The 22,112-nt window shown below is 66.5% G+C and carries 21 protein-coding genes; 14 read left to right on the forward strand and 7 right to left on the reverse strand.

The window, feature by feature from the left end; all coding sequences use genetic code 11:
* Positions 1-30 precede the first annotated feature (30 nt).
* Positions 31-696 (forward strand): YoaK family protein, encoded by a 666-nt coding sequence (locus tag IP89_RS05900; RefSeq protein ID WP_043308352.1) that lies wholly within the window; start codon positions 31-33, stop codon positions 694-696.
* Position 697: 1 nt separating this feature from the next.
* Here the strand turns inward: IP89_RS05900 and IP89_RS05905 are convergent, their stop codons facing one another.
* From IP89_RS05905 to IP89_RS05920, 4 genes are all read right to left on the reverse strand, one after another.
* Positions 698-1,129 (reverse strand): PaaI family thioesterase, encoded by a 432-nt coding sequence (locus IP89_RS05905; RefSeq protein ID WP_043308353.1) that lies wholly within the window; start codon positions 1,127-1,129, stop codon positions 698-700.
* 58 nt (positions 1,130-1,187) lie between these two features.
* The gene (locus IP89_RS05910; protein ID WP_043308354.1) at positions 1,188-2,837 is read right to left on the reverse strand and encodes an acyl-CoA dehydrogenase family protein; all 1,650 of its coding nucleotides are present in this window, start codon (positions 2,835-2,837) and stop codon (positions 1,188-1,190) included.
* Position 2,838: 1 nt separating this feature from the next.
* Entirely contained in the window at positions 2,839-3,474 is a 636-nt protein-coding gene (locus IP89_RS05915; protein WP_043308355.1) for a TetR/AcrR family transcriptional regulator, read from the reverse strand.
* Positions 3,475-3,721: 247 nt separating this feature from the next.
* On the reverse strand, positions 3,722-6,106 hold the full coding sequence (locus tag IP89_RS05920; RefSeq protein WP_043308523.1) for a hybrid sensor histidine kinase/response regulator: 2,385 nt from the start codon (positions 6,104-6,106) through the stop codon (positions 3,722-3,724).
* A gap of 188 nt (positions 6,107-6,294) precedes the next feature.
* Here IP89_RS05920 and IP89_RS05925 point away from each other — a divergent pair, with 188 nt between their 5' ends.
* The 5 genes from IP89_RS05925 to IP89_RS05945 all read left to right on the forward strand — a co-directional run bounded on the left by IP89_RS05925 (position 6,295) and on the right by IP89_RS05945 (position 10,353).
* On the forward strand, positions 6,295-7,092 hold the full coding sequence (locus IP89_RS05925) for a hydroxymethylpyrimidine/phosphomethylpyrimidine kinase (RefSeq protein WP_043308356.1): 798 nt from the start codon (positions 6,295-6,297) through the stop codon (positions 7,090-7,092).
* A gap of 8 nt (positions 7,093-7,100) precedes the next feature.
* Entirely contained in the window at positions 7,101-7,724 is a 624-nt protein-coding gene (thiE, locus tag IP89_RS05930; protein WP_256203113.1) for a thiamine phosphate synthase, read from the forward strand.
* Positions 7,725-7,739: 15 nt separating this feature from the next.
* The gene (gene hemL / locus IP89_RS05935; protein ID WP_043308358.1) at positions 7,740-9,023 is read left to right on the forward strand and encodes a glutamate-1-semialdehyde 2,1-aminomutase; all 1,284 of its coding nucleotides are present in this window, start codon (positions 7,740-7,742) and stop codon (positions 9,021-9,023) included.
* Positions 9,023-9,652 carry a hypothetical protein gene (locus IP89_RS05940; RefSeq protein WP_052080978.1) on the forward strand — a complete coding sequence of 210 codons (630 nt, stop codon included), beginning with the start codon at positions 9,023-9,025 and terminating at the stop codon, positions 9,650-9,652. The genes hemL and IP89_RS05940 overlap by 1 nt, the downstream gene beginning before the upstream one ends.
* A 92-nt stretch (positions 9,653-9,744) precedes the next feature.
* The gene (locus tag IP89_RS05945; protein ID WP_052080979.1) at positions 9,745-10,353 is read left to right on the forward strand and encodes a tetratricopeptide repeat protein; all 609 of its coding nucleotides are present in this window, start codon (positions 9,745-9,747) and stop codon (positions 10,351-10,353) included.
* 3 nt (positions 10,354-10,356) lie between these two features.
* On the opposite strand, the gene IP89_RS05950 is transcribed toward IP89_RS05945, so the two are convergent.
* Positions 10,357-10,680: a DUF1820 family protein gene (locus tag IP89_RS05950; RefSeq protein ID WP_043308359.1), complete on the reverse strand. Its 324-nt coding sequence runs from the start codon at positions 10,678-10,680 to the stop codon at positions 10,357-10,359.
* A 133-nt stretch (positions 10,681-10,813) separates the two neighbouring features.
* On the opposite strand from IP89_RS05950, the gene miaB reads away from it, so the two are divergent.
* The 5 genes from miaB to lnt all read left to right on the forward strand — a co-directional run bounded on the left by miaB (position 10,814) and on the right by lnt (position 16,206).
* Complete coding sequence (gene miaB, locus IP89_RS05955) at positions 10,814-12,142, forward strand: tRNA (N6-isopentenyl adenosine(37)-C2)-methylthiotransferase MiaB (RefSeq protein WP_043308360.1); 1,329 nt, start codon at positions 10,814-10,816, stop codon at positions 12,140-12,142.
* 97 nt (positions 12,143-12,239) lie between these two features.
* On the forward strand, positions 12,240-13,229 hold the full coding sequence (locus IP89_RS05960; protein WP_043308361.1) for a PhoH family protein: 990 nt from the start codon (positions 12,240-12,242) through the stop codon (positions 13,227-13,229).
* Positions 13,222-13,683, forward strand: coding sequence for an rRNA maturation RNase YbeY (gene ybeY / locus IP89_RS05965; RefSeq protein ID WP_043308362.1), 462 nt, complete (start codon positions 13,222-13,224; stop codon positions 13,681-13,683). The genes IP89_RS05960 and ybeY overlap by 8 nt, the downstream gene beginning before the upstream one ends.
* 27 nt (positions 13,684-13,710) lie before the next feature.
* A complete protein-coding gene (locus IP89_RS05970) occupies positions 13,711-14,547 on the forward strand; it encodes an HlyC/CorC family transporter (RefSeq protein ID WP_043308363.1) in 837 nt (278 codons plus the stop codon).
* Positions 14,548-14,667: 120 nt separating this feature from the next.
* Positions 14,668-16,206: an apolipoprotein N-acyltransferase gene (gene lnt / locus IP89_RS05975; RefSeq protein ID WP_043308364.1), complete on the forward strand. Its 1,539-nt coding sequence runs from the start codon at positions 14,668-14,670 to the stop codon at positions 16,204-16,206.
* Between the two features lie 11 nt (positions 16,207-16,217).
* On the opposite strand, the gene IP89_RS05980 is transcribed toward lnt, so the two are convergent.
* Together IP89_RS05980 and IP89_RS05985 are read right to left on the reverse strand one after the other, a co-directional pair.
* Entirely contained in the window at positions 16,218-16,985 is a 768-nt protein-coding gene (locus tag IP89_RS05980) for a YdcF family protein (RefSeq protein ID WP_043308365.1), read from the reverse strand.
* Between the two features lie 24 nt (positions 16,986-17,009).
* A complete protein-coding gene (locus IP89_RS05985; protein ID WP_043308366.1) occupies positions 17,010-17,459 on the reverse strand; it encodes a hypothetical protein in 450 nt (149 codons plus the stop codon).
* 192 nt (positions 17,460-17,651) lie between these two features.
* Between IP89_RS05985 and leuS the strand changes: the two genes are divergently transcribed.
* The 3 genes from leuS to holA all read left to right on the forward strand — a co-directional run bounded on the left by leuS (position 17,652) and on the right by holA (position 22,043).
* Complete coding sequence (leuS, locus tag IP89_RS05990) at positions 17,652-20,264, forward strand: leucine--tRNA ligase (RefSeq protein ID WP_043308367.1); 2,613 nt, start codon at positions 17,652-17,654, stop codon at positions 20,262-20,264.
* 61 nt (positions 20,265-20,325) lie between these two features.
* Entirely contained in the window at positions 20,326-20,937 is a 612-nt protein-coding gene (lptE, locus tag IP89_RS05995; RefSeq protein WP_043308368.1) for an LPS assembly lipoprotein LptE, read from the forward strand.
* 71 nt (positions 20,938-21,008) lie between these two features.
* Complete coding sequence (gene holA, locus IP89_RS06000; protein ID WP_043308369.1) at positions 21,009-22,043, forward strand: DNA polymerase III subunit delta; 1,035 nt, start codon at positions 21,009-21,011, stop codon at positions 22,041-22,043.
* Positions 22,044-22,112: the final 69 nt, after the last annotated feature.

Here is a 22,112-nt window from a genome sequence, read left to right on the forward strand (position 1 = left end):
GTCGACGACGACCGGGGGAGGCGTCTCGCCATGATCCATCAACTGCCACGCTGGGTAGAGGTCGGCGGCTTCTGCCTGGCGCTGATCGCCGGCAGCGTCAATGCCATCGCCCTGCTCGGCTTCAACCACCAAGGCGTGTCGCACCTGTCCGGCAGCTCCAGCCTGCTCGGCGTGGAACTGGCCCAAGGCGCGCCGGACGAAGCCCTGCACCTGCTGCTGATCCTGCTCAGCTTCGTGCTCGGCGCCGCCATCAGTGGCTGCGTGATCGGCAACCAGTCGCTCAAGCTCGGCCGCCGCTACAGCGTCGCCCTGCTGGCCGAGAGCCTGGCCCTGCTGCTGGCGATGCTGATGCTGGAGCGCGGCAGCGACCTCGGCCACTATCTGGCCTCGGCCGCCTGCGGCCTGCAGAACGCCATGACCAGCACCTACAGCGGCGCCGTGGTGCGCACTACCCACGTCACCGGACTGTTCACCGACCTCGGCATCATGCTCGGCCTCAAGCTGCGCGGGCAGCCGGCGGACCGCCGACGCATCCTGCTGTACCTGATCCTGATCGCCGGCTTCATCGGCGGCGGCGTGCTCGGTGCCCTCGGTTATGCCGGCTGGCACTATCGCGCCCTGCTCGGCCCGGCGGCGCTGGCCGCGCTACTGGCATTGATCTATCTGATCTACTGGCGGCGCCAGCAGGCCCGCTGAGTCAGGCGGGCAGATCGACCACCGCCATGGTCACGCTGGCCTTGCTGTACAGCCGCCGCTCGCCCTTCTCGTAGCCGAACACCTCGGCCTCGACCACCGTGGCCTGGCGCCCGGCCTTGAGCACTTCGGCGCGGCACAGCAGGCGTTCGCTGCGCGCCGGGCGCAGCAGGTTGACCTTGAACTCCAGGGTCAGCACGCTGAAACCCTCGGCGAGCGCCGTAGCCGCCGCCGCACCGGCGGAGTGATCGGCCAGGGTGGTCTGCACCCCGGCATGGATGAAGCCGTTCTGCTGCAGGTGACGCGGCAGTATGTCCAGCTCCGCCTCGACCCAGCCCGGACCACAGTCGAGCAGGCGGATGCCCAGGTCCTGGATAAAGTTGGCGGCGGCGAAGCCCTGTTCGACCAGCTCGCGGTAACGCGGATGGGCCTGCATGGAAGGTTCCTTTTCTCGAGGACGCCCGCGACCGGAATGGCCGCGGGGCATTGCACGGTCAGACCAAGTGAGGCGTGCTGCGAGCGACCAACGCCTCGACATCGGCGCCGCGCGGCAGGGTGCCGTAGACGCGGCCATGGCCACCCAGGCGACTGGCGATAAAGGCGTCGGAGACGGTGGCATTGCCGGCCTCCAGCAGCAGCTTGGCCTGCAGGGCCACGGCCACATCCTCGGTCAGCTGGCGGGCGCGGTACTGGATGTCGCCGGTATCGCGGAAGTCCGCCTGCAGCTGCTGGATATGCGCCTTCAGGCGCGCATCGCCGTGACCGTCGCCCAACTCGGCGAACAGTGCATCGAGCACGCCGGCCTCCTTGGACAGGGCGCGCAGCACGTCCAGGCACTGCACGTTACCCGAGCCTTCCCAGATCGAGTTGACCGGCGCCTCGCGGTACAGCCGCGGCAGGATGGTTTCCTCGACATAGCCGGCGCCGCCCATGCACTCCTGCGCCTCGTTGATCATTGCCGGGGCACGTTTGCAGATCCAGTACTTGCCGATGGCAGTGACCAGGCGGGCGAACTTGTCCTCCTGATCAATGTGCGAGTTGTCCAGGGCCTTGCCCATGCGCAGGGTCAGGGCCAGGGCGGCCTCGCTCTCCAGCGCCAGGTCGGCCAGCACGTTCTGCATCAGCGGCTGTTCGGCCAGCACGCGGCCGCCGACCTTGCGGTGCGCGCAGTGATGCGCGGCCTGGGTCAGGGCCTGACGCATCAGGCTGCTGGAGCCGATCATGCAGTCGAAGCGGGTCAGCGAGACCATCTCGATGATGGTCGGCACGCCGCGGCCCTCCTCACCGACCATCCAGGCCAGGGCGCCACGGTATTCCACCTCGCTGGAGGCGTTGGCCCAGTTGCCCAGTTTGTTCTTCAGGCGCTGGATATAGAACTGGTTGCGGGTGCCGTCCGGGCGGTGGCGCGGCAGCAGGAAGCAGGACAGGCCCTTGTCGGTCTGCGCCAGGGTGAGGAAGGCGTCGCACATCGGCGCCGAGCAGAACCACTTGTGGCCGACCAGTTCGTAGGCCTCGCCGGGGCCGCCGAGACCCACCGGGTAGGCACGGGTGGTGTTGGCACGCACGTCGGTGCCGCCCTGCTTCTCGGTCATGGCCATGCCGATGGTGACGCCGGCCTTCTGCTCGATGCCGACGTTGCGCGGGTCGTACTCGGTAGCGAGGATCTTCGGCACCCAGATCTCGGCCAGGTTGGGCTGCAGGCGCAGCGCCGGCACGGCGGCGTAGGTCATGGTCAGCGGGCAGGCGTTACCCGCCTCGGCCTGGTTGTGCATATAGTTGAGCGCGGCGCGGGCCACCTGGGCGCCCTCGCGCGGGTCGGTCCAGGGCAGCGACGGAATGCCGTGCTCGATGGCCGTGCGCATCAGCTCATGATAGGCCGGGTGGAACTCGACCAGGTCGACGCGATTGCCGTAGCGATCATGGCTCTTGAACACCGGCTTGTTCTCGTTGGCCAGGAAGCCGGCCTGCATCAGCGTCCCGCCAGCCAGGGCGCCGTAGCTGTTGAGGCGGTCTTCGGCCCAGCCGCCGCCGAAGCGGCGATTCCACTCCTGCAGCGGCAGGTCGAGGCGGTACAGGTTGGCGCCGTCCAGCGACGGCACCTGGTTGAACACTTCGTGGGTTTCGGCGAATTGCTGCAGGGACATCTCAGGACTCCGAGGCGCCGACGGCGCGCAGGCAGAAGGTGATCAGGGTTTGGCTGACGGTATCCAGGTCCACCACCGGCAGGCCGGCATCACGGGCCGCACGGGCCGGCGGGGAAAGCGGGCCGACCAGGGCCTCGGCGATGGCGCCTACCAGGCAGGCCGCCACCAGGCTGACCTGCGGCACGCGGAATTCACCGCTGCGCACGCCCTCTTCGAGCAGGTCGACGAACAGCTCGGCATAGGCCTCACGGAACAGCAGACGCTGCTCGTCCACCTCCGGGTCCACCGGCTCGGCGATCAGGGCGAAGGCCAGGCGCCGGCTGTGCCAGGCGCGCGCGGCGAACTGCTCGAGACCGGCGGCCAGGCGCTGGGTGGCGCTACCGGGGCCGCCAAGGATCGCGGCGAGGGCATCGACCTCGATGCGGCAGGCGCTGCTGAACACCTCGGCCGCCAGCTCGCCCTTGCCGCTGAAGTGGCGGTACAGGCTGCCGGTGGCGATGCCGGCGTCCTCGGCGAGGGCCTGCATGGTCAGGCTGGCGAAGCCGCCTTCGGCGACCCGGGCGTGGGCGCAGGCGAGAATGCGATCGCGCAATTCCTGGGCGCGATCGAGACGGGCGGTGGTGGTGCGATAGGCCATGAGCTGAATCCGTGTTCATGAATTCAGCTCAGTGAATCACGATTCACTTCTTGGCGAAAATGACGTTTCGGCCAAAAACCGGCCAGATCAATGTCAAAACGGTCTCAGAATCTGTTCACGATCTTCTGGATTAGAGCCAGGCAAGGCAAAAACGGCCGAGGAAGCGCAGTTTACAAGTGGTAAATGAGCATTCCGAGGGCGGTTTTAACGCCGCATGGCCGCGAGCCAGGAGATCAAGGACAGATTCTCAGGCGTTGGCGCTGCGACACAGCACCCAGTCGTGCAGCAGGGTCTGTAGCTCGAGGAACTTCACCGGCTTGGCCAGGTAGTCGCTCATGCCGGCGGCCAGGCAGCGCTCGCGATCGCCGCTGTGGCTGTGGGCGGTGATGGCCAGCACCGGCGTCTCGCCGCAACCGGGCAGCTGACGCAGCGCACGGCAGGTGGCGAAGCCGTCCATCACCGGCATCTGGCAGTCCAGCAGTACCGCGTCGATCGGCTCGTTGCGCAGCACTTCCAGGGCCTCGGCGCCGTTGTCGGCAGTACGCACGCGGTAGCCGAGCTTGAGCAGCATGCCGCGGGTCACCAGCTGGTTGATCGCGTTGTCCTCGACGATCAGCACGGTGCATTGCTCGGCATGCCGGCGCGGCGCGCCACCACTGCGGCGCGCGGCAGGCGCGACACTCGGGTGCTGCACCGGCAGGTCGAGCGCCAGGCTGATCGCGAAGGCGCTGCCCTGCCCCGGCTGCGACTGGTGCTGCAGGCTGCCACCGAGCAGGTCCACCAGTTGCCGGCAGATCGCCAGGCCGATGCCCAGGCCGCCGTACTGGCGGGTCATGGAGCCATCCAGTTGGCGGAAGCGCTGATAGAGCTTGCCGTCCTCCGGGGTAACGAAGCCGATGCCGCTGTCCTGCACTTCCAGGCGCAGCGGCATGCTGCCGGCCAGCGGCCCGGCGGCGGCCACGCGCAGCACCACACCGCCCTGGTGAGTGAACTTGATGGCGTTGTCCAACAGATAGCCCATGGCTTGGGTCAGCTTGGCGGCGTCGCCTTCCAGGGTATCCGGCAGGCTGTCTTCCAGTTCGACGCGGAAACTCAGGCCCTTGTCGGCGGCGCGGCCGCCGTACTGGGCGCGCAGGCCGTCGACCAGGCCGCGCAGGCTGAACGGCTCGCGGCGCGGGTAGAGCTTGCCAGCCTGCAGTTCGGTGAGGGAGAGGATGTCGTTGACCATGCGCATCATGTCGCGCGCCGAGCTGGCGGCGGTGCGCTGGTACTGCTCCAGTTCGACGTCCATCTTCACCGTCTGCATCAGCTCCAGGGAACCGATCACCCCGTTCATCGGCGTGCGCAGCTCGTGGGTGACGGTGGCGAGGAATTCGTCCTTGAGCCGGTTGCTGTCGGCCAGTTCGGAGTTGAGCACTTCCAGCTCGCGCCCGGCCTGCTGGAGGATGCGCGTGCGCTCCTCCTTCATCGCGTTGATGCGGTCGGCCAGGGCCAGCGACAGCAGGCCCACTTCCAGCGCCGAGCCGAACTGGCTGGCGTACATGGTGAGGTAGGTGTAGGGCAGGAAGCCCAGCACCATCAGGGTGTTGATCACTCCGCCGGCGAGGAAGGCGGTCCAGGCAAAGATGAAGTAGCGCGCCACGCGCATGCCGCGCAGCCAGGCCAGTATGCCGGCGGCGAAGATCACCACGGTGAAGGCCAGGGCCAGGTAGGTGGCCAGGCGCAGCGCGGTGGCGTAGCTGGTGGTCAGCGCCAGCACCATCACCAGCAAGCCCGTGGCCATCAGCAGGCGCAGCAGGCGATCGACCCACAGGCTGTGCTCCACGGTGTGCAGGAAGCTGCGCGCGAACTGGCAACCGAACAGCGCCGCCGAGCCGATCAGGAAGGGCGTGGAGGCGTTGGCCCACCAGGGACTGTCCGGCCAGAAATACTGGATGCCGGCACCGTTCACCGATATCTGGTACAGACCGAACGAGCCGATATAGAGGATGTAGTAGAGGTAGCTGGTGTCGCGAACGGCGATGAAGATGAACAGGTTGTAGATCAGCATCACCAGCAGGATGCCGTAGATCACCCCGAGGGTATAAATGCGCGCCGGCTGCGCCTCGATGAAGGCATCCGGCGCCCACAGGCCCAGGGGCATTTGCATCGAGCCCTGGCTCTGCGCGCGCAGGTAGACACGCTGGGGTTGGCCCGGCGTCAATTCGAGGTCGAACAGGTAGTTGTTCTGTTTGATCTGCCGGCTGGAGAAGGGCAGCGAGTCGCCGGTACGTACCGCCAGGCGATAACCGCCAGCGCCATCCGGCAGGTACAGGTCCAGCTTGTCGAGCGGCGGGTAGGCCAGCTCCAGCAGCCAGTGCTTGGCCGCCGCATTGCTCGATTGATAGTCCAGGTCGACACGCAGCCAGAACACCGAGCGCGAATAGCCGGCGTTGAGTACCGGCTTGCCATTGACGCGGAAGCTGCCATCCAGCGCCGCCGAGCTGACCTGCTCGATGGTCGCATCACCGCGCACGTCCTCGAACACCTGCATCTGCGGGCCGAGCGTGAGGTAGCGGGTCTGCTCGTCGAAGGTGACGGCGTGCGCCAGCCCGCCCACGACGAACAGCATCAGGAATAGAAAGACACGCATGCAGCCCCGCATAGATTCGCGTGCAGCCGTCCGGGAGCCCTCTTCTCCACTGGGGACGGCACACAGAATCCTTCTGGTTGGTATGAGCGGCACTCTAGCACAGGGCCAGTAACGAGGAATCCGTCTATCCGGCCAAGTTGTATACATCGATTGGGCCACTTCGCCGCCAGGTGGTAAGCTCGCCGGCCATGAACAGACACAACTCCCGCCCCGTCGTCCTCTGCTTGTCCGGCCACGATCCATCCGGTGGTGCCGGCCTGCAGGCGGACATCGAAGCCCTGCTCGCCCAGGGCTGCCACGCCGCTCCGGCGGTTACCGCGCTGACCGTGCAGGACACGGTGAACGTCTCCGACTTCCGCGTGCTGGATCGCGCCTGGGTCCTGGCCCAGGTCGACGCCATCATCAGCGACCTGCCAGTGGCCGCCGTCAAGCTGGGCATGCTCGGCTCGGTGGAGATGGTCGACACCGTGGTCGAGATCATGCAGCGCCTGCCTGGCGTGCCGCTGGTCTGCGACCCGGTGCTGCGCGCCGGCGGCGGCGGTTCGCTGGGCAAGGAAGATGTCGGCTACGCCATGCGCGAGCGCCTGCTGCCGATCGCCGCAGTGGCCACGCCGAACCTGCCCGAGGCACGCATCCTCGCCGAACTGCCGGAAGGCAGCGCCGATGAATGCGCGGCCAAGCTCGCGCCCTTCTGCCAGCACCTGCTGATCACCGGCGGCCACGGCGACGAGGCCGAGGTACACAACCGCCTCTACGTGCGCGACGGCGAATGCCACACCTTCACCTGCGCACGCCTGCCGGGCAGCTACCACGGCTCCGGCTGCACCCTGGCCAGCACCCTGGCCGGCCGCCTGGCACTGGGCGAGGATACCGCCAGTGCCGTGCGCTCAGCCCTCGACTACACCTGGCGCACCCTGCGTGATGCCGAGCAGCCCGGCCGCGGCCAGTACGTACCGCGTCGCCTGCCATTGGACTTCTGTTCGTGAGCACTGCACTGCGCGGTCTGTATGCCATCACCGACAGCCAGTTGCTGCAAGGCGGCAAGCTGCTGCCCTACGTGGAAGCGGCGCTGAAGGGCGGCGCCCGCCTGCTGCAGTACCGCGACAAGTCCGACGACCAGGCCCGCCGCCTGCGCGAGGCCTCGCAGCTGGCCGAGCTGTGCGCGCGCCACGGCGCCAGCCTGCTGATCAACGACGACGCCGAACTGGCCGCCAAGCTCGGCGTCGGCGTGCACCTGGGCCAGGGTGACGGCTCACTGGCCGCCGCCCGCGCCCTGCTCGGTCGCCAAGCGATCATCGGCGCCACCTGCCACGCCAGCCTGGAGCTAGCCGAACAGGCCGCCCGCGAAGGTGCCAGCTACATCGCCTTCGGCCGCTTCTTCAGCTCGCAAACCAAGCCCGGCGCGCCGAGTGCCACGCCGGAGCTGCTGGAGCAGGCCAGTGCCCGCTTCAGCCTGCCGATCACCGCCATCGGCGGCGTCAGCCTGGACAACGGCGCCGAGCTGATTGCCCGTGGCGCCGACCTGCTGGCGGTGATCCACGCCCTGTTCTCCGCGCTCTCCGCCACCGAGGTGGAGGCCCGCGCCCGCGCCTTCAGCGCGCTGTTCGCCAATTCCTGATTCAGAGAGACCGCCATGTCCCGTTCCGAACAACTCTTCGCCAGCGCCCAGAAACACATCCCCGGCGGCGTCAACTCGCCGGTGCGCGCCTTCCGCAGCGTCGGCGGCACCCCGCTGTTCTTCAAGCACGCCGAAGGCGCCTATGTGATCGACGAGGACGACAAGCGCTATGTCGACTACGTCGGCTCCTGGGGCCCGATGATCCTCGGCCACGCCCACCCACAGGTGCTGGATGCGGTACGCAAGCAGCTGGAACACGGTCTGTCCTACGGCGCGCCGACCGCGCTGGAAGTGGAGATGGCCGAGCTGGTCTGCTCCATCGTGCCGTCCATGGAACTGGTGCGCATGGTCAGCTCCGGCACCGAGGCGACCATGAGCGCCATCCGCCTGGCCCGTGGCTACACCGGCCGCGACGCGATCATCAAGTTCGAGGGTTGCTACCACGGCCACTCCGACAGCCTGCTGGTGAAGGCCGGCTCCGGTCTGCTGACCCAGGGCGTACCGAGCTCGGCCGGCGTGCCGGCGGACTTCGCCAAACACACCCTGACCCTGCCCTACAACGACCTGGCCGCCGTCGAGAAGTGCCTGGCCGAAGTCGGCCAGACCGTCGCCTGCATCATCGTCGAGCCGGTGGCCGGCAACATGAACTGCGTGCCGCCGGCGCCGGGCTTCCTCGAAGGCCTGCGCGAGCAATGCGACAAGCACGGCGTGGTGCTGATCTTCGACGAGGTGATGACCGGCTTCCGCGTCGCCCTCGGCGGCGCCCAGGCTCACTACGGCGTGACGCCGGACCTGTCGACCTTCGGCAAGATCGTCGGCGGCGGCATGCCGGTCGGCTGCTTCGGCGGCAAGCGCGCCATCATGGAATGCATCGCCCCGCTCGGCCCGGTCTACCAGGCCGGCACCCTGTCCGGTAACCCGCTGGCCATGGCCGCCGGCCTGACCACCCTCAAGCTGATCAGCCGTCCGGGCTTCCACGCCGAGCTGTCCGAGTTCACCAGCCGCATGCTGGCCGGCCTGCAGGAACGCGCCGATGCCGCCGGCATCCCCTTCGTCACCACCCAGGCAGGCGCCATGTTCGGCCTGTACTTCAGCGGCGCCGACGACATCGTCACCTTCAATGACGTGATGGCCAGCGACGCAGCGCGCTTCAACAAGTTCTTCCACCTGATGCTGGAAGGCGGCGTGTACCTGGCTCCGAGCGCCTTTGAGGCCGGCTTCACCTCCATCGCCCACGGCGACAAGGAACTGGAAATCACCTTCGCCGCCGCCGAGCGCGCCTTCGCCAGACTCAAGTGATGCAGTACAGCACCGCGATTAGCGATGGAATTCTGGCCCTGGCCTGTCTGGCCAGCCTGTTCTGGCTGCGCCCGGCCTTCCGCGGCCAGCCGGTGCTGCGCGCCCTGCTGCTGGGCTTCGGCCTGACCGCCACGGCGGCGCTGTGCGGCGCGGTGCGTTACGGCCTGGACCCGAGCTGGATCGACAAGCACCGCTCCTTCACCCAGCTCAGCGCCGCCCTCGGTCTGCCGCTGCTGGGTCTGGCCGCCTTCGCGCTGTCCCGCGGCCTGGCCTGGACCCGCTCGATCTGGACGGTGTGGCTGCTGGTGCTGGTCGGCCTGTTCATCGGCGCACGCGTGCTGGGCGTGGATCAGCACTATCGCCTGCTGCTCAACCTGGCCACTCTGCTGCTGATTCTCTACGCCGGTCTGAGCCGCTGGCCGCAGCTGCGCCCGGGCCTGCAGGCCATCGGCGTGGTGGGACTGTTCCTGGTCGCTGGCCTGGCCGTGGGCACCGAAGGCTTTATCGGCCCGTTACGCCGCGTCGACCTGTTCCACGCCCTGCTGACCCCGGCCTACCCGCTGCTGGCCTGGCTGCTCATGGTGCTGCGCGCACCGGTGCGCGAGGAAATCCCGGTAAAGACTTTGTAAGGACGCACCGGCTTATCACATAATGTGATGGCCGGCGCATTCAGCCGGCTGGGCATGAGGCCCGACCCGTTCCGCGAGGCGTTCCGATTTCCATGAACCGCACCGGCCGCAACCTGTTCTTCGGTTGCCTGTTGCTCGCTTCTCCCCTGCTGGCCCACGCAGGCGACAACTCGTTGCTGGTGCCGGCCGAAGGCCGTTGCTCGCTGAACTTGGCTCCCGAAGACCTGCCCCAGGCCGTGAGCACCTGCCAGGGCCTGGCCCAGCAGGGCGACGCCCAGGCCCAGTACGAACTCGGCGAATTCTTCTACGACGGCCAGCGCGCCCCGCGCGACCTGCCCCAGGCCCTGCACTGGTTCGAACAGGCTTCGCTGCAAGGCAATGCCCAGGCCCAGTTGCGCCTGGGCAACATGTTCTCTCAGGGCGAAGGCGTGCAGGCCAACAACGTGCAGGCCTATATCGTGCTGAAGATGGCGGCAGTGAATGGCTCGGACGAGGCCATGGACAGCGCCGACCAGGTGGCCGAACGCATGGGTCGGGAAGAGTTGCAGGTCGCCAGCCAGGTGCTTGGGCAGATATTCCGCAGCTACCTGCTGGAGCTGCAGAACATCGATACCAGCCCTTCTGGCTCTGGCTACAGCCCGACGCCGAGCCTGCCAGGCTCCGGCATCAGCCCGCAGGTGCCGGCCTTCGCGCCCAACTGAGGTTTACTTCTCCGGCATCGGCATGGGGAACGGCATCACGTTGCCGCCACCCTTGGCCTCGCTGATCTGCGGCGTACCCAGGCGCTCCACCTCGTCGATGCGCACGATCGAGTGCATCGGCACGAAGCTGCGCACCACGCCCTCGAACTGCGCCTTGAGTTTCTCTTCGCTGGGATCGACGACCATCTGGGTGCGCTCGCCGAAGACGAACTCCTCGACCTCCAGGAAGCCCCACAGATCGCTCTGGTAGATCTGCTTGGCGTACATCTCGTACACCTGGCCCTGGTTGAGGAAAATCACCTTGTAGATGGGTTCGCGCTTGCTCATGGATAGGAGAATAGAGGACGGCTGAAATTCGGGGGCGCGATGTTAGCACAGCCTCCGAGCCGGCAAGCCTAGGAAGCATGCGCCTTGCTCCCTATAATGCGCGGTTCCATTCGAACACCCCGACGCATTGCAGATGGCCAAGAAGCTTTATATCGAGACCCACGGCTGCCAGATGAACGAGTACGACAGCTCGCGCATGGTTGACCTACTGGGCGAGCACCAGGCACTTGAAGTCACGGAGAACCCGGCGGAAGCCGACGTAATCCTGCTCAATACCTGCTCGATTCGCGAAAAAGCTCAGGAAAAGGTGTTTTCCAAGCTCGGCGGCTGGCGTGCCCTGAAGCAGGACAACCCCAACCTGGTGATCGGCGTCGGCGGCTGCGTGGCCAGCCAGGAAGGCGCCGCCATCCGCGACCGCGCGCCCTATGTCGACGTGGTGTTCGGCCCGCAGACCCTGCACCGTCTGCCGGAGATGATCGACGCCGCGCGCACGACCAAGAAGGCGCAGATCGACATCAGTTTCCCCGAGATCGAGAAGTTCGACCGCCTCCCCGAGCCGCGCGTCGACGGCCCCAGCGCCTTCGTCTCGGTGATGGAAGGCTGCAGCAAGTACTGCACCTTCTGCGTGGTGCCCTACACCCGCGGCGAGGAAGTCAGCCGTCCGCTCGGCGATGTGCTGCTGGAGATCACCCAGCTGGCCGAGAAAGGCGTCAAGGAAGTCACCCTGCTCGGGCAGAACGTCAACGGCTTCCGCGGCGCGACCCCGGACGGTGACATCGCCGACTTCGCTGACCTGCTCTATGCAGTGGCGACCATCGACGGTATCGAGCGCATCCGCTACACCACCAGCCACCCGCTGGAATTCTCCGACGCCATCATCCAGGCCCACGCCGATATCCCGCAGCTGGTGAAGTTCCTCCACCTGCCGGTGCAATCCGGCTCGGACCGCGTGCTGGCGGCGATGAAGCGCAACCACACGGCGCTGGAATACAAGTCGCGCATCCGCAAGCTGAAGGCGGCGGTGCCGGACATCTGCATCAGCTCGGACTTCATCGTCGGCTTCCCCGGCGAGACCGAGAAGGACTTCGAGCAGACTATGAAGCTGATCGAGGACGTCGGCTTCGACTTCTCCTTCTCCTTCATCTACAGCTCGCGCCCGGGCACCCCGGCCGCCGACCTGGTCGACGACACCCCGGACGAAGTGAAGAAGCAGCGCCTGCTGATCATGAACAGCCGCCTCAACCAGCAGGGCTTCGAGATCAGCCGACGGATGGTCGGCACTCGCCAACGCATCCTCGTCACCGACTACGCCAAGCGCGACCCAGGCCAACTACAGGGTCGCACCGAGAACAACCGCGTGGTCAACTTCCGCTGCGACAACCCGAGCCTGATCGGCCAGTTCGTCGACGTGGAAATCTACGAGGCGCTGCCCAACTCCCTGCGTGGCACCCTTATCGACTAACGGCTAGCCCATTGCCGGGCGCTCGAACTTTCACCCTCAGGCGCCTAGGGTTATCCTTCGACCATCACTCCCGCCGCACAGCGGCAACCGGACCCCATTGAACGCTTCCATAGAACCGCATCGCTTCACCCTCGAACCCTACGAAGCACGCCGCTTCGCCAACCTCTGCGGGCAATTCGACGAGCACCTGCGCCTGATCGAACAACGCCTGTCCATCGAGATCCGCAATCGCGGCAACCAGTTCGAGCTGGTCGGCCCGAGCAAGCACACTCAGTCCGCCGAGAACCTGCTGCGCCGCCTGTACCGCGAGACCAAGAGTGCCGAGCTGTCGCCGGAGATGGTCCACCTGTACCTGCAGGAGTCCGGCCTGGAAGCTCTGGACAGCGGCAAGGCCGACGCCGGCGTGACCCTGCGCACCAAGAAGGGCGTGATCAAGCCGCGCGGCGCCAACCAGCAGCGCTACGTCAAGGCCATCCTCGACAACGACATCAATTTCGGCATCGGCCCGGCCGGTACCGGCAAGACCTATCTGGCCGTGGCCTGCGCGGTGGACGCGCTGGAGCGCGAGCAGGTGCGGCGCATCCTGCTGGTGCGCCCGGCGGTCGAAGCGGGTGAAAAACTCGGCTTCCTCCCCGGCGACCTGGCGCAGAAGATCGACCCTTACCTGCGCCCGCTGTATGACGCGCTATACGAGATGCTCGGCTTCGAAACCGTGGCCAAGCTGATCGAGAAGCAGGTGATCGAGATCGCCCCGCTGGCCTACATGCGCGGCCGCACCCTTAACAACAGCTTCATCATTCTCGACGAGAGTCAGAACACCACGCTCGAGCAGATGAAGATGTTCCTCACCCGCATCGGTTTCGGCTCCACCGCCGTGATCACCGGCGACGTCACCCAGGTCGACCTGCCGCGCGGCACCAAGTCCGGCCTGGCCCACGTGATGAACGTGCTGGAGGACGTGCCGGGCATCAGCTTCACCCACTTCAAGCCCAAGGACGTGGTGCGCCACCCATTGGTGCAGCGCATCGTCGAAGCCTACGAGCGCTTCGAAGAGCGACAGGAAGGCAAAGGCCGCAGCGATGCTTGAACTGGACCTGCAGAACGCCTCCAGCGCTACCGATCTGCCCAGCGAAGCGCAACTGCGCCGCTGGTGCGAACTCGCCCTGCGCCAGCGCACGGCCGACTCGGAAATGACCATCCGCCTGGTCGATGAAGCCGAAGGCCGCGAGCTGAACCACACCTGGCGGCACAAGGACTACGCCACCAACGTACTGTCCTTCCCGGCCGACGTGCCGGACGAACTACTGGATATCCCGCTGCTCGGCGACCTGGTGATCTGCGTGCCGGTGGTCGAGCGCGAAGCCCGCGAACAGGGCAAGACCAACGAGGCCCACTGGGCCCACCTGGTCATCCACGGCTGCCTGCACCTGCTCGGCTATGACCACATCGACGACGATGAGGCCGAGGAGATGGAAGCACTGGAACGGGAATTGCTGGCTGAATTGGGTCATCCCGACCCTTACGCCGCCGACGAAGAATAACTGCCAGAGAAGGCCCCGAGACTCACCATGAGCGAAGATCGATCGAGCAACGAGCAGAAGTCCTGGTTCAACAAGCTGACCCAGGCTTTTGCTCATGAGCCGAGAAACCGCCAGGAACTGCTGGAAGTCCTGCGCGATGCACACCAGAACAAGCTGCTCGACAGCGAAGCCCTGACCATCGTCGAGGGCGCCATCCAGGTTGCCGACCTGCAGGTGCGCGACATCATGGTGCCGCGCTCGCAGATGATCAGCATCAAGGCCAGCCAGAGCCCGGCCGAATTCCTCCCGGCCATCGTCGACTCCGCGCACTCGCGCTATCCGGTGATCGGCGAGAGCCTCGACGAAGTCATCGGCATCCTCCTGGCCAAGGACCTGCTGCCGCTGATCATCAACGGCGACAAGCCCTTCGACATCAAGCAGCTGCTGCGCCCGGCCACCTTCGTGCCGGAATCCAAGCGCCTCAACGTGCTGCTGCGCGAGTTCCGCGCCAACCACAATCACATGGCGGTGGTCATCGACGAATACGGCGGCGTGGCCGGCCTGGTGACCATCGAGGACGTGCTGGAGCAGATCGTCGGCGACATCGAGGACGAGCATGACGTCGAGGAAGACAGCTATATCAAGCCGCTGCCGTCCGGCGACTTCCTGATCAAGGCACTGACGCCGATCGAGAACTTCAACCAGACCTTCGACACCGAGTTCTCCGACAGCGAGTTCGACACCGTCGGCGGCCTGGTGATGAACGCCTTCGGCCACCTGCCCAAGCGCAACGAAGTGACCGAGATCGGCGAGTACCGCTTCCGCGTACTCAATGCCGACAGCCGTCGCGTACACCTGCTGCGCCTGACTCCGCTGGAGCGTTGATTCATGGGGCGCCCGGCGCCCCGCGGTCATCCGCCGATACAGGGTGCGCGCCGCGCACCCTACCCCGCCTTCCGCCCTTCCAGTACCCTTGCCCGCCTGATTCCCGATCAAGGACGCATGATGCGCTGGATCACCCAACCCGGCTGGCCGGGCAACCTGCTGGCCCTCGCCGGCGGCGCCTGCACCACCCTGGCCCTGGCTCCCTTCGATATCTGGCCGCTAGCCCTGCTGGCCATCGCCATCTTCTACCTCGGCCTGCGTGAGCTGAACCCGCGCCAGGCGCTGCTGCGCGGCTGGTGCTACGGCCTCGGCCTGTTCCTCGCCGGCACCAGCTGGATCTACGTCAGCATCCACGACTACGGTGCCGCCTCGCCGGCCCTGGCCGGCTTCCTCACCTTTGGCTTCTGCGCCGGTATCGCCCTGTTCTTCGCCCTGCCAGCCTGGCTCTGGGCGCGCTGGCTGCGCCGCAATGATGCACCGGTGACCGACGCACTGGCCTTCGCCGCCCTGTGGCTGGCGCAGGAGGCTTTCCGCGGCTGGTTCCTCACCGGCTTCCCCTGGCTCTACGCCGGCTACAGCCAGCTGCATGGGCCGCTGGCCAGCCTGGCGCCGGTCGGCGGCATGTGGCTGCTCTCCCTGAGCCTGGCGCTATCCGCCGCCCTGCTGGTCAACCTGCCGCGCCTGTTCAAGCACAAGCTGCAACTGGCAGCCGGCGTGGCCCTGCTGCTGACACCTTGGATCGCCGGCCTGGCGCTCAAGGAGCATGCCTGGACCGCAAGCAAGGGCGAGCCGCTCAAGGTTGCCGCCCTGCAGGGCAACGTCGAGCAGAACATGAAGTGGGACCCGCAGCAGCTGGACGCCCAGTTGGCCCTGTACCGCGACATGACCCTGAGCAGCCAGCCGGCCGACCTGATCGTCTGGCCGGAGACCGCCGTGCCGGTACTCAAGGAGTTCGCCGAGGGTTATCTGAAGGTCATGGGCCGCGTCGCCGCCGACCGCGACGCGGCGCTGATCACTGGCGTGCCGCTGCGCCAAATCAACCAGCGCGGCGAGAAGCGCTACTACAACGCGATCACCGTCACCGGCTGGGGCGAAGGCACCTACCTGAAGCAGAAGCTGGTGCCGTTCGGCGAATACGTGCCGCTGCAGGACCTGCTGCGCGGGCTGATCGCCTTCTTCGATCTGCCGATGTCCGACTTCGCCCGCGGCCCGGCCGACCAGGCCCTGTTGCAGGCCAAAGGCCTGAAGATCGCGCCGTTCATCTGCTACGAAGTGGTGTATCCGGAGTTCGCCGCCGGCCTGGCCGCACAGAGCGATCTATTGCTGACGGTGAGCAACGACACCTGGTTCGGTACCTCCATCGGCCCGCTGCAGCACCTGCAGATGGCGCAGATGCGCGCCCTGGAAGCCGGGCGCTGGATGATCCGCGCCACCAACAACGGAGTCACCGCGCTGATCGACCCGCAGGGCCGCATCGCCGTGCAGATCCCGCAGTTCCAGCAGGCCATCCTCTACGGTGAAGTGCAGCCGATGCAGGGCCTGACGCCTTACCTGCAATGGCGCGCCTGGCCATTGGTCGTACTGTGCATCACACTGCTGGGCTGGGCCTTCGTCGCTCGCCGCCGCCAGGTTCGCGCCCTCGCCGCGCAGGCCGCCTGAGGCGGCCCAACTCAGCGATAGAGCAGCGGGTAGACCAGCAAGCCGAACGCCTCGTTAAGCAGCCGGGTGTTCTGCCACAGGGCCTTGCCCTCTGGCAGCCAGCCGCCCAGCGGGCGCTCGTTGGCCACGCCGAGAAAGCCCAGCGGCGCCACCACCACCTCCAGCCCGGCGCGCTCGAAGCACCAGCGCGCCCGCGGCATGTGCGCCGCCTGGGTCACCAGCACCACGCGACGGATACCTTCGGCCTTGAGCAGCTCGGCGCTGAACTGGGCGTTCTCCCAGGTATTACGGCTACGCGCCTCTTGCCAGCGGGTCGGCACGCCGAAATCGCGCTGCAGCGCCTCGGCCATCAGCGCCGCCTCGCTGGGCGGTTGGCCGTAATGCAGACCGCCACTGATCAGGATGGGCAACTGCGAGGCCCGCTGCAGGCGCGCCGCATAACGCAGGCGCTCGATAGCGGTGACGCTGGGCTGGTCGCTACCCCAGGCCGGGTCGGCCTCCTCGCGTCCCGAACCGAGCACGACGATCACCTCGGCGCGCTGCGCCAAGCCGGCCCACTGCGTCTCGGCCAGCGCCGGTTCGCGCTCGATCAGGCGTGAGGCCCATTCCACCACCACCGGCAGGCTGAGCAGCCACAAGCCACCCAAACCAAAGGTCAGGCACAACGCTGCCAGGCGCGGCCGCCCCGCCCAAGCCCACAACAGCCAAGCCAGCAGGATCAGCAGCATCAGGCCGCCAGGGGGAAGGATCAGTTGCTTGAGGATGAAGCGCAGTTCCATGGGCACCTCCAGTGCCCGCAGAGACTAGCGCGGCTGGCCTGCGCGGAACAGCTTGGAGCCACAGGCGCTGCAGGGCTGCACGCCTTCGCCACGCTGGATCTGCGCAACCGCGCCACACAGGGCGCAGCACAGCTGCTGGCGTTTCTTGAGCATCGGCTTGCCACGTGGCATGGGCTTGTTGACCACGCGCGACGGCAGCTTGCTAGCGGGTTTGCCGGCATTGGCCGGCAGCTGTTCGATCACCGCCAGTTCCTCGGCAGCAGCATGCCAGCCGCGGAGCCAGTGCAGGTCCCGATCCAGATAGGCGCGGATCAACTCCAACTCGGCCGGAGTCAGGCCACGCAGCTCCAGTTCATCTGGCGGGGCATCGTGCAGATTGGTCGCGGTATCGGCCTCCTGCAGGGCCAGGGCGAGGCGCTGCAGCAGCCGCTCATAGAGCCCGCCCCCCGCTTCCTCACGCCGCAACTCCGCCATCCATCACCTCGACCGGGCACCTACCTGCGTGCCTCTCTCTGGCAAGCTTAGCGCCGCACTGCAGCGAGGCCGGATACTGCGACAAACGGCGGCGCGGCGGGCGACGAGGCGTAATCAGGGTTTCCCTGAATCGAGGGGGGTCATGTATGCTACGGCGTTTCTCGCAAGCCCTATTTTCCAGCGCCGAAGCCCATGCACGAACAGTATTCGCCCCGTGAAATCGAAGCCGCCGCCCAATCCCATTGGGACGAGCAGAAATCCTTTGTCGTAAGTGAACAGCCGGGCAAGGACACCTTCTATTGCCTGTCCATGTTCCCCTACCCGAGCGGCAAGCTACACATGGGGCACGTGCGTAACTACACCATCGGTGACGTGATCGCCCGCTACCAGCGCATGCAGGGCAAGAACGTGCTGCAACCGATGGGCTGGGACGCCTTCGGCATGCCGGCCGAGAACGCGGCGATGAAGAACAACGTCGCTCCAGCCAAGTGGACCTACGAGAACATCGCCTACATGAAGTCCCAGCTGCAAAGCCTGGGCCTGGCGGTCGACTGGACTCGCGAAGTCACCACCTGCAAGCCGGACTACTACCGCTGGGAGCAGTGGCTGTTCACCCAGCTGTTCACCAAGGGCGTGATCTACCGCAAGAACGGTACCGTCAACTGGGACCCGGTGGACCAGACCGTACTGGCCAACGAGCAGGTCATCGACGGCCGCGGCTGGCGCTCCGGCGCCCTGGTCGAGAAGCGTGAAATCCCGATGTACTACTTCCGCATCACTGCCTATGCGGAAGAGCTGCTGTCCAGCCTGGACGAGCTGCCGGGCTGGCCCGAGCAGGTCAAGACCATGCAGCGCAACTGGATCGGCAAGAGCTTCGGCGCCGACATCGCCTTCGACTATGACGTCGCCAGCATCGGCATCGACGGCCAGCTCAAGGTCTACTCGACCCGCCCCGACACCCTGATGGGCGCCACCTACGTGGCCGTGGCCGCCGAGCACCCGCTGGCTCAGCGCGCCGCCGAGAACAACGCCGAGCTGGCCGCCTTCATCGCCGAGTGCAAGGCTGGATCGGTTGCGGAAGCCGATATGGCCACCATGGAGAAGAAGGGCGTGGCCACCGGCCAGTTCGTCCTCCATCCACTGACCGGCGACAAGCTGCCGGTGTTCGTCGCCAACTACGTGCTGTGGGGCTACGGCGAAGGCGCCGTGATGGCCGTACCGGCACACGACGAACGTGACTTCGAATTCGCCAACAAGTACGGCCTGCCGATCAAGCAGGTCTACGCCGGCGAGGGCAAGGACTACGACGCCGCCACCTGGCAAGCCTGGTACGGCGACAAGGACGGCCTGCTCACCATCAATTCCGGCAAGTACGACGGCAAGGGCTTCATCGAGTCCTTCGACGCCATCGTCGCCGACCTGGAAGCCAGCGCCCACGGCACGCGCAAGACCCAGTTCCGCCTGCGCGACTGGGGCATCAGCCGCCAGCGCTACTGGGGCTGCCCGATCCCGATCATCCACTGCCCGAGCTGCGGCGACGTGCCGGTGCCGGAAGACCAGCTGCCGGTCGTGCTGCCGGAAGACGTGGTGCCGGACGGCGCCGGCTCGCCGCTGGCCAAGATGCCCGAGTTCTACGAGTGCAGCTGCCCGAAATGCGGCACTGCGGCCAAGCGCGAAACCGACACCATGGACACCTTCGTCGAGTCGTCCTGGTACTTCGCCCGCTACGCCAGCCCGAACTACGAAGGCGGCATGGTCGATCCGCAGGCCGCCAACCACTGGCTGCCGGTGGACCAGTACATCGGTGGTATCGAACACGCCATCCTGCACCTGCTGTACGCGCGCTTCTTCCACAAGCTGATGCGCGACGAAGGCCTGGTGTCCTCGAACGAGCCGTTCAAGAACCTGCTGACCCAGGGCATGGTGGTCGCCGAGACTTACTACCGCACCCTGGATAACGGCGGCAAGGACTGGTTCAACCCGGCCGATGTGGAAGTCGAGCGCGACGCCAAGGCCAAGGTCATCGGCGCCAAACTGAAGTCCGACGGCCTGCCGGTGGAAATCGGCGGCACCGAGAAGATGTCCAAGTCGAAGAACAACGGCGTGGACCCGCAGGCCATGATCGACGCCTACGGCGCCGATACCTGCCGCCTGTTCATGATGTTCGCCTCGCCGCCCGACATGAGCTGCGAATGGTCGGACGCTGGCATCGAAGGCGCCAACCGCTTCCTGCGCCGCGTCTGGCGCCTGGCCCACGGCCATGTCAGCGCCGGCCTGCCGGGCGCACTGGATATCGCTGCGCTGTCCGACGAGCAGAAGGTCGTGCGCCGCGCCATCCACCTGGCCATCAAGCAGGCCAGCAACGATGTGGGCCAGAACCACAAGTTCAACACCGCCATCGCCCAGGTGATGACCCTGATGAACGTGCTGGAGAAGGCCCCGAGCACCGACGCACAGGATCGCGCCCTGCTGCAGGAAGGTCTGGAAGCCGTGGCCCTGCTGCTGGCGCCGATCACTCCGCACATCTGCCACGAGCTGTGGCAGCAACTGGGCAAGGCCGGCGCCATCATCGATGCGCAATGGCCGCAGGTCGACGAATCGGCACTGGTGCAGGACAGCCTGACCCTGGTGATCCAGGTCAACGGCAAGCTGCGCGGCCAGATCGAAGTGCCGGCCTCCGCCTCCCGCGAGGAAGTCGAAGCCGCCGCCCGTGCCAACGAGAACGTGCAGCGCTTCACCGAGGGCGTGACCATCCGCAAGGTCATCGTCGTGCCGGGCAAGCTGGTCAACATCGTCGCCAACTAATACGGTCGCCAACTGATTCAGTCCGGCGCCACGGCGCCGGGTCTCTCAAGGGGAAGAAACAATGATGAAACGGAACATGCTGGTCATCGGCCTCGCCGTCCTGCTCAGCGCCTGTGGTTTCCAGCTGCGCGGCACCGGCGACAACGACTTCGCCATCAAGGAACTGGATCTGCAGGCACGCAACGCCTACGGCGAGACCTACAAACAGCTGAAGCAGCTGCTGGAAAACAGCGGCGTGAACGTGCACAACGGCGCGCCCTTCCGCCTGTTCCTCGCCAACGAGAGTGAGACCCAGCGCACCGCCAGCGTCACCAGCAGCGCGCGCAGCTCCGAGTACGAGCTGACCACCCAGCTGGACTACGAGATCCGTGGTGAGAAGAACCTGCTGCTGCTCAGCGACAAGCTGGAAGTGCAGAGCGTGTATGTACACGACGGCAACAACCTGATCGGCTCCGGCCAGGAATCCACCCAGCTGCGCCAGGAAATGCGCCGCGAGCTGATCCAGCAGATGTCCCTGCGCCTGCAACTGCTGACCCCGGCCCAGCTGGAGCAACTGCAGCAGGAGGCCGAAGCCCGCGCCCAGGCCGAAGCGGAAGCTGCAGCCGCAGCACGCCGCGCCGAGCAGGAGTCGGCGCCGCTGCAGTCGCCGATCCAACTGCCGATCAAACAGTAAGACGAGAGGGCCGGGTAACCGGCCCTTTTCACAAGTGACGACGCCCGGCACCCAATGAAACTCGGCTCTCAATGAAACTGAACCCCGCACAACTCGGCAAGCACCTGCAGGGCGGTCTCGCCCCCGTCTACGTGGTCAGCGGCGATGAGCCGCTGCTGTGCCAGGAGGCCGAGGACGCCATCCGCAGCGCCGCGCGGGCGCAGGGTGTCAGCGAGCGCCAGGTGTTCCATGCCGAGGCCAGTTTCGACTGGGGCCTGCTCTACGAGGCCGGCGCCAGCCTGTCGCTGTTCGCCGAGAAGCGCCTGATCGAGCTGCGCATCGCCAACGGCAAGCCCGGCGACAAGGGTACCGCGGCCATCCTCGAGTACCTGGCTCGTCCGCCGGAAGACACCACCCTGCTGATCAGCGTGCCCAAGCTCGACGGTGCCACGCAGAAGACCAAGTGGGCCAAAGCCCTGATCGACGGGCCGAACAGCCAGTTCCTGCAGATCTGGCCAATCGAGGTCGCCCAACTGCCCAACTGGATTCGCCAGCGCATGTCCCAGGCCGGCCTGGCCGCCAGCCAGGAGGCGGTGGAGCTGATCGCCGCGCGCGTGGAAGGCAATCTGCTGGCCGCCGCGCAGGAGATCGAGAAGCTCAAGCTGCTCGCCGAAGGCAATCAGATCGACGCCAGCACCGTGCAGGCAGCGGTGGCCGACAGTGCGCGCTATGACGTGTTCGGCCTGATCGATGCAGTGCTCAACGGCGAGGCCAGCCACGCCTTGCGCATGATCGAGGGCCTGCGTGGCGAGGGCGTGGAGCCGCTGTTCATCGTCGTCATGCTCGCGCGCGAGCTGCGCCAGTTGGCCGGCCTGGCCTTGCAGTTCAGCCAGGGCGTGCCGCTGGAAAAAGCCTTCGCCAGCGCCCGCCCACCGATCTGGGACAAGCGCCGTCCGCTGATCAGCAAGGCCCTGCAGCGCCATACGGCGGCGCGCTGGAACCAGCTGCTGATCGACGCCCAGCGGATCGACGCGCAGGTCAAGGGCCAGGCTCCCGGCGACGCCTGGAGCAGCCTGAGCCGCCTGGCCCTGCTGATGGCCGGCCAGCGCCTGGCGCTCAGCGAATAGCCGCTGGACAATTTTCGTACAGCGGCGCATAGTCCGCGCCGCCCGCAATTCCGCGGGCTCGCGAGGACC

It is taken from the genome of Pseudomonas sp. ML96 (assembly GCF_000761545.1).
Classification (GTDB): domain Bacteria; phylum Pseudomonadota; class Gammaproteobacteria; order Pseudomonadales; family Pseudomonadaceae; genus Aquipseudomonas.

Coding starts and splice junctions, on each gene's coding strand:
- IP89_RS05900 (WP_043308352.1), top strand. CDS start 31: ATGATCCATCAACTGCCACGCTGGGTAGAGGTCGGCGGCTTCTGCCTG.
- IP89_RS05905 (WP_043308353.1), bottom strand. CDS start 1,129: ATGCAGGCCCATCCGCGTTACCGCGAGCTGGTCGAACAGGGCTTCGCC.
- IP89_RS05910 (WP_043308354.1), bottom strand. CDS start 2,837: ATGTCCCTGCAGCAATTCGCCGAAACCCACGAAGTGTTCAACCAGGTG.
- IP89_RS05915 (WP_043308355.1), bottom strand. CDS start 3,474: ATGGCCTATCGCACCACCACCGCCCGTCTCGATCGCGCCCAGGAATTG.
- IP89_RS05920 (WP_043308523.1), bottom strand. CDS start 6,106: ATGCGTGTCTTTCTATTCCTGATGCTGTTCGTCGTGGGCGGGCTGGCG.
- IP89_RS05925 (WP_043308356.1), top strand. CDS start 6,295: ATGAACAGACACAACTCCCGCCCCGTCGTCCTCTGCTTGTCCGGCCAC.
- hemL (WP_043308358.1), top strand. CDS start 7,740: ATGTCCCGTTCCGAACAACTCTTCGCCAGCGCCCAGAAACACATCCCC.
- IP89_RS05940 (WP_052080978.1), top strand. CDS start 9,023: ATGCAGTACAGCACCGCGATTAGCGATGGAATTCTGGCCCTGGCCTGT.
- IP89_RS05945 (WP_052080979.1), top strand. CDS start 9,745: ATGAACCGCACCGGCCGCAACCTGTTCTTCGGTTGCCTGTTGCTCGCT.
- IP89_RS05950 (WP_043308359.1), bottom strand. CDS start 10,680: ATGAGCAAGCGCGAACCCATCTACAAGGTGATTTTCCTCAACCAGGGC.
- miaB (WP_043308360.1), top strand. CDS start 10,814: ATGGCCAAGAAGCTTTATATCGAGACCCACGGCTGCCAGATGAACGAG.
- ybeY (WP_043308362.1), top strand. CDS start 13,222: ATGCTTGAACTGGACCTGCAGAACGCCTCCAGCGCTACCGATCTGCCC.
- IP89_RS05970 (WP_043308363.1), top strand. CDS start 13,711: ATGAGCGAAGATCGATCGAGCAACGAGCAGAAGTCCTGGTTCAACAAG.
- lnt (WP_043308364.1), top strand. CDS start 14,668: ATGCGCTGGATCACCCAACCCGGCTGGCCGGGCAACCTGCTGGCCCTC.
- IP89_RS05980 (WP_043308365.1), bottom strand. CDS start 16,985: ATGGAACTGCGCTTCATCCTCAAGCAACTGATCCTTCCCCCTGGCGGC.
- IP89_RS05985 (WP_043308366.1), bottom strand. CDS start 17,459: ATGGCGGAGTTGCGGCGTGAGGAAGCGGGGGGCGGGCTCTATGAGCGG.
- leuS (WP_043308367.1), top strand. CDS start 17,652: ATGCACGAACAGTATTCGCCCCGTGAAATCGAAGCCGCCGCCCAATCC.
- lptE (WP_043308368.1), top strand. CDS start 20,326: ATGATGAAACGGAACATGCTGGTCATCGGCCTCGCCGTCCTGCTCAGC.
- holA (WP_043308369.1), top strand. CDS start 21,009: ATGAAACTGAACCCCGCACAACTCGGCAAGCACCTGCAGGGCGGTCTC.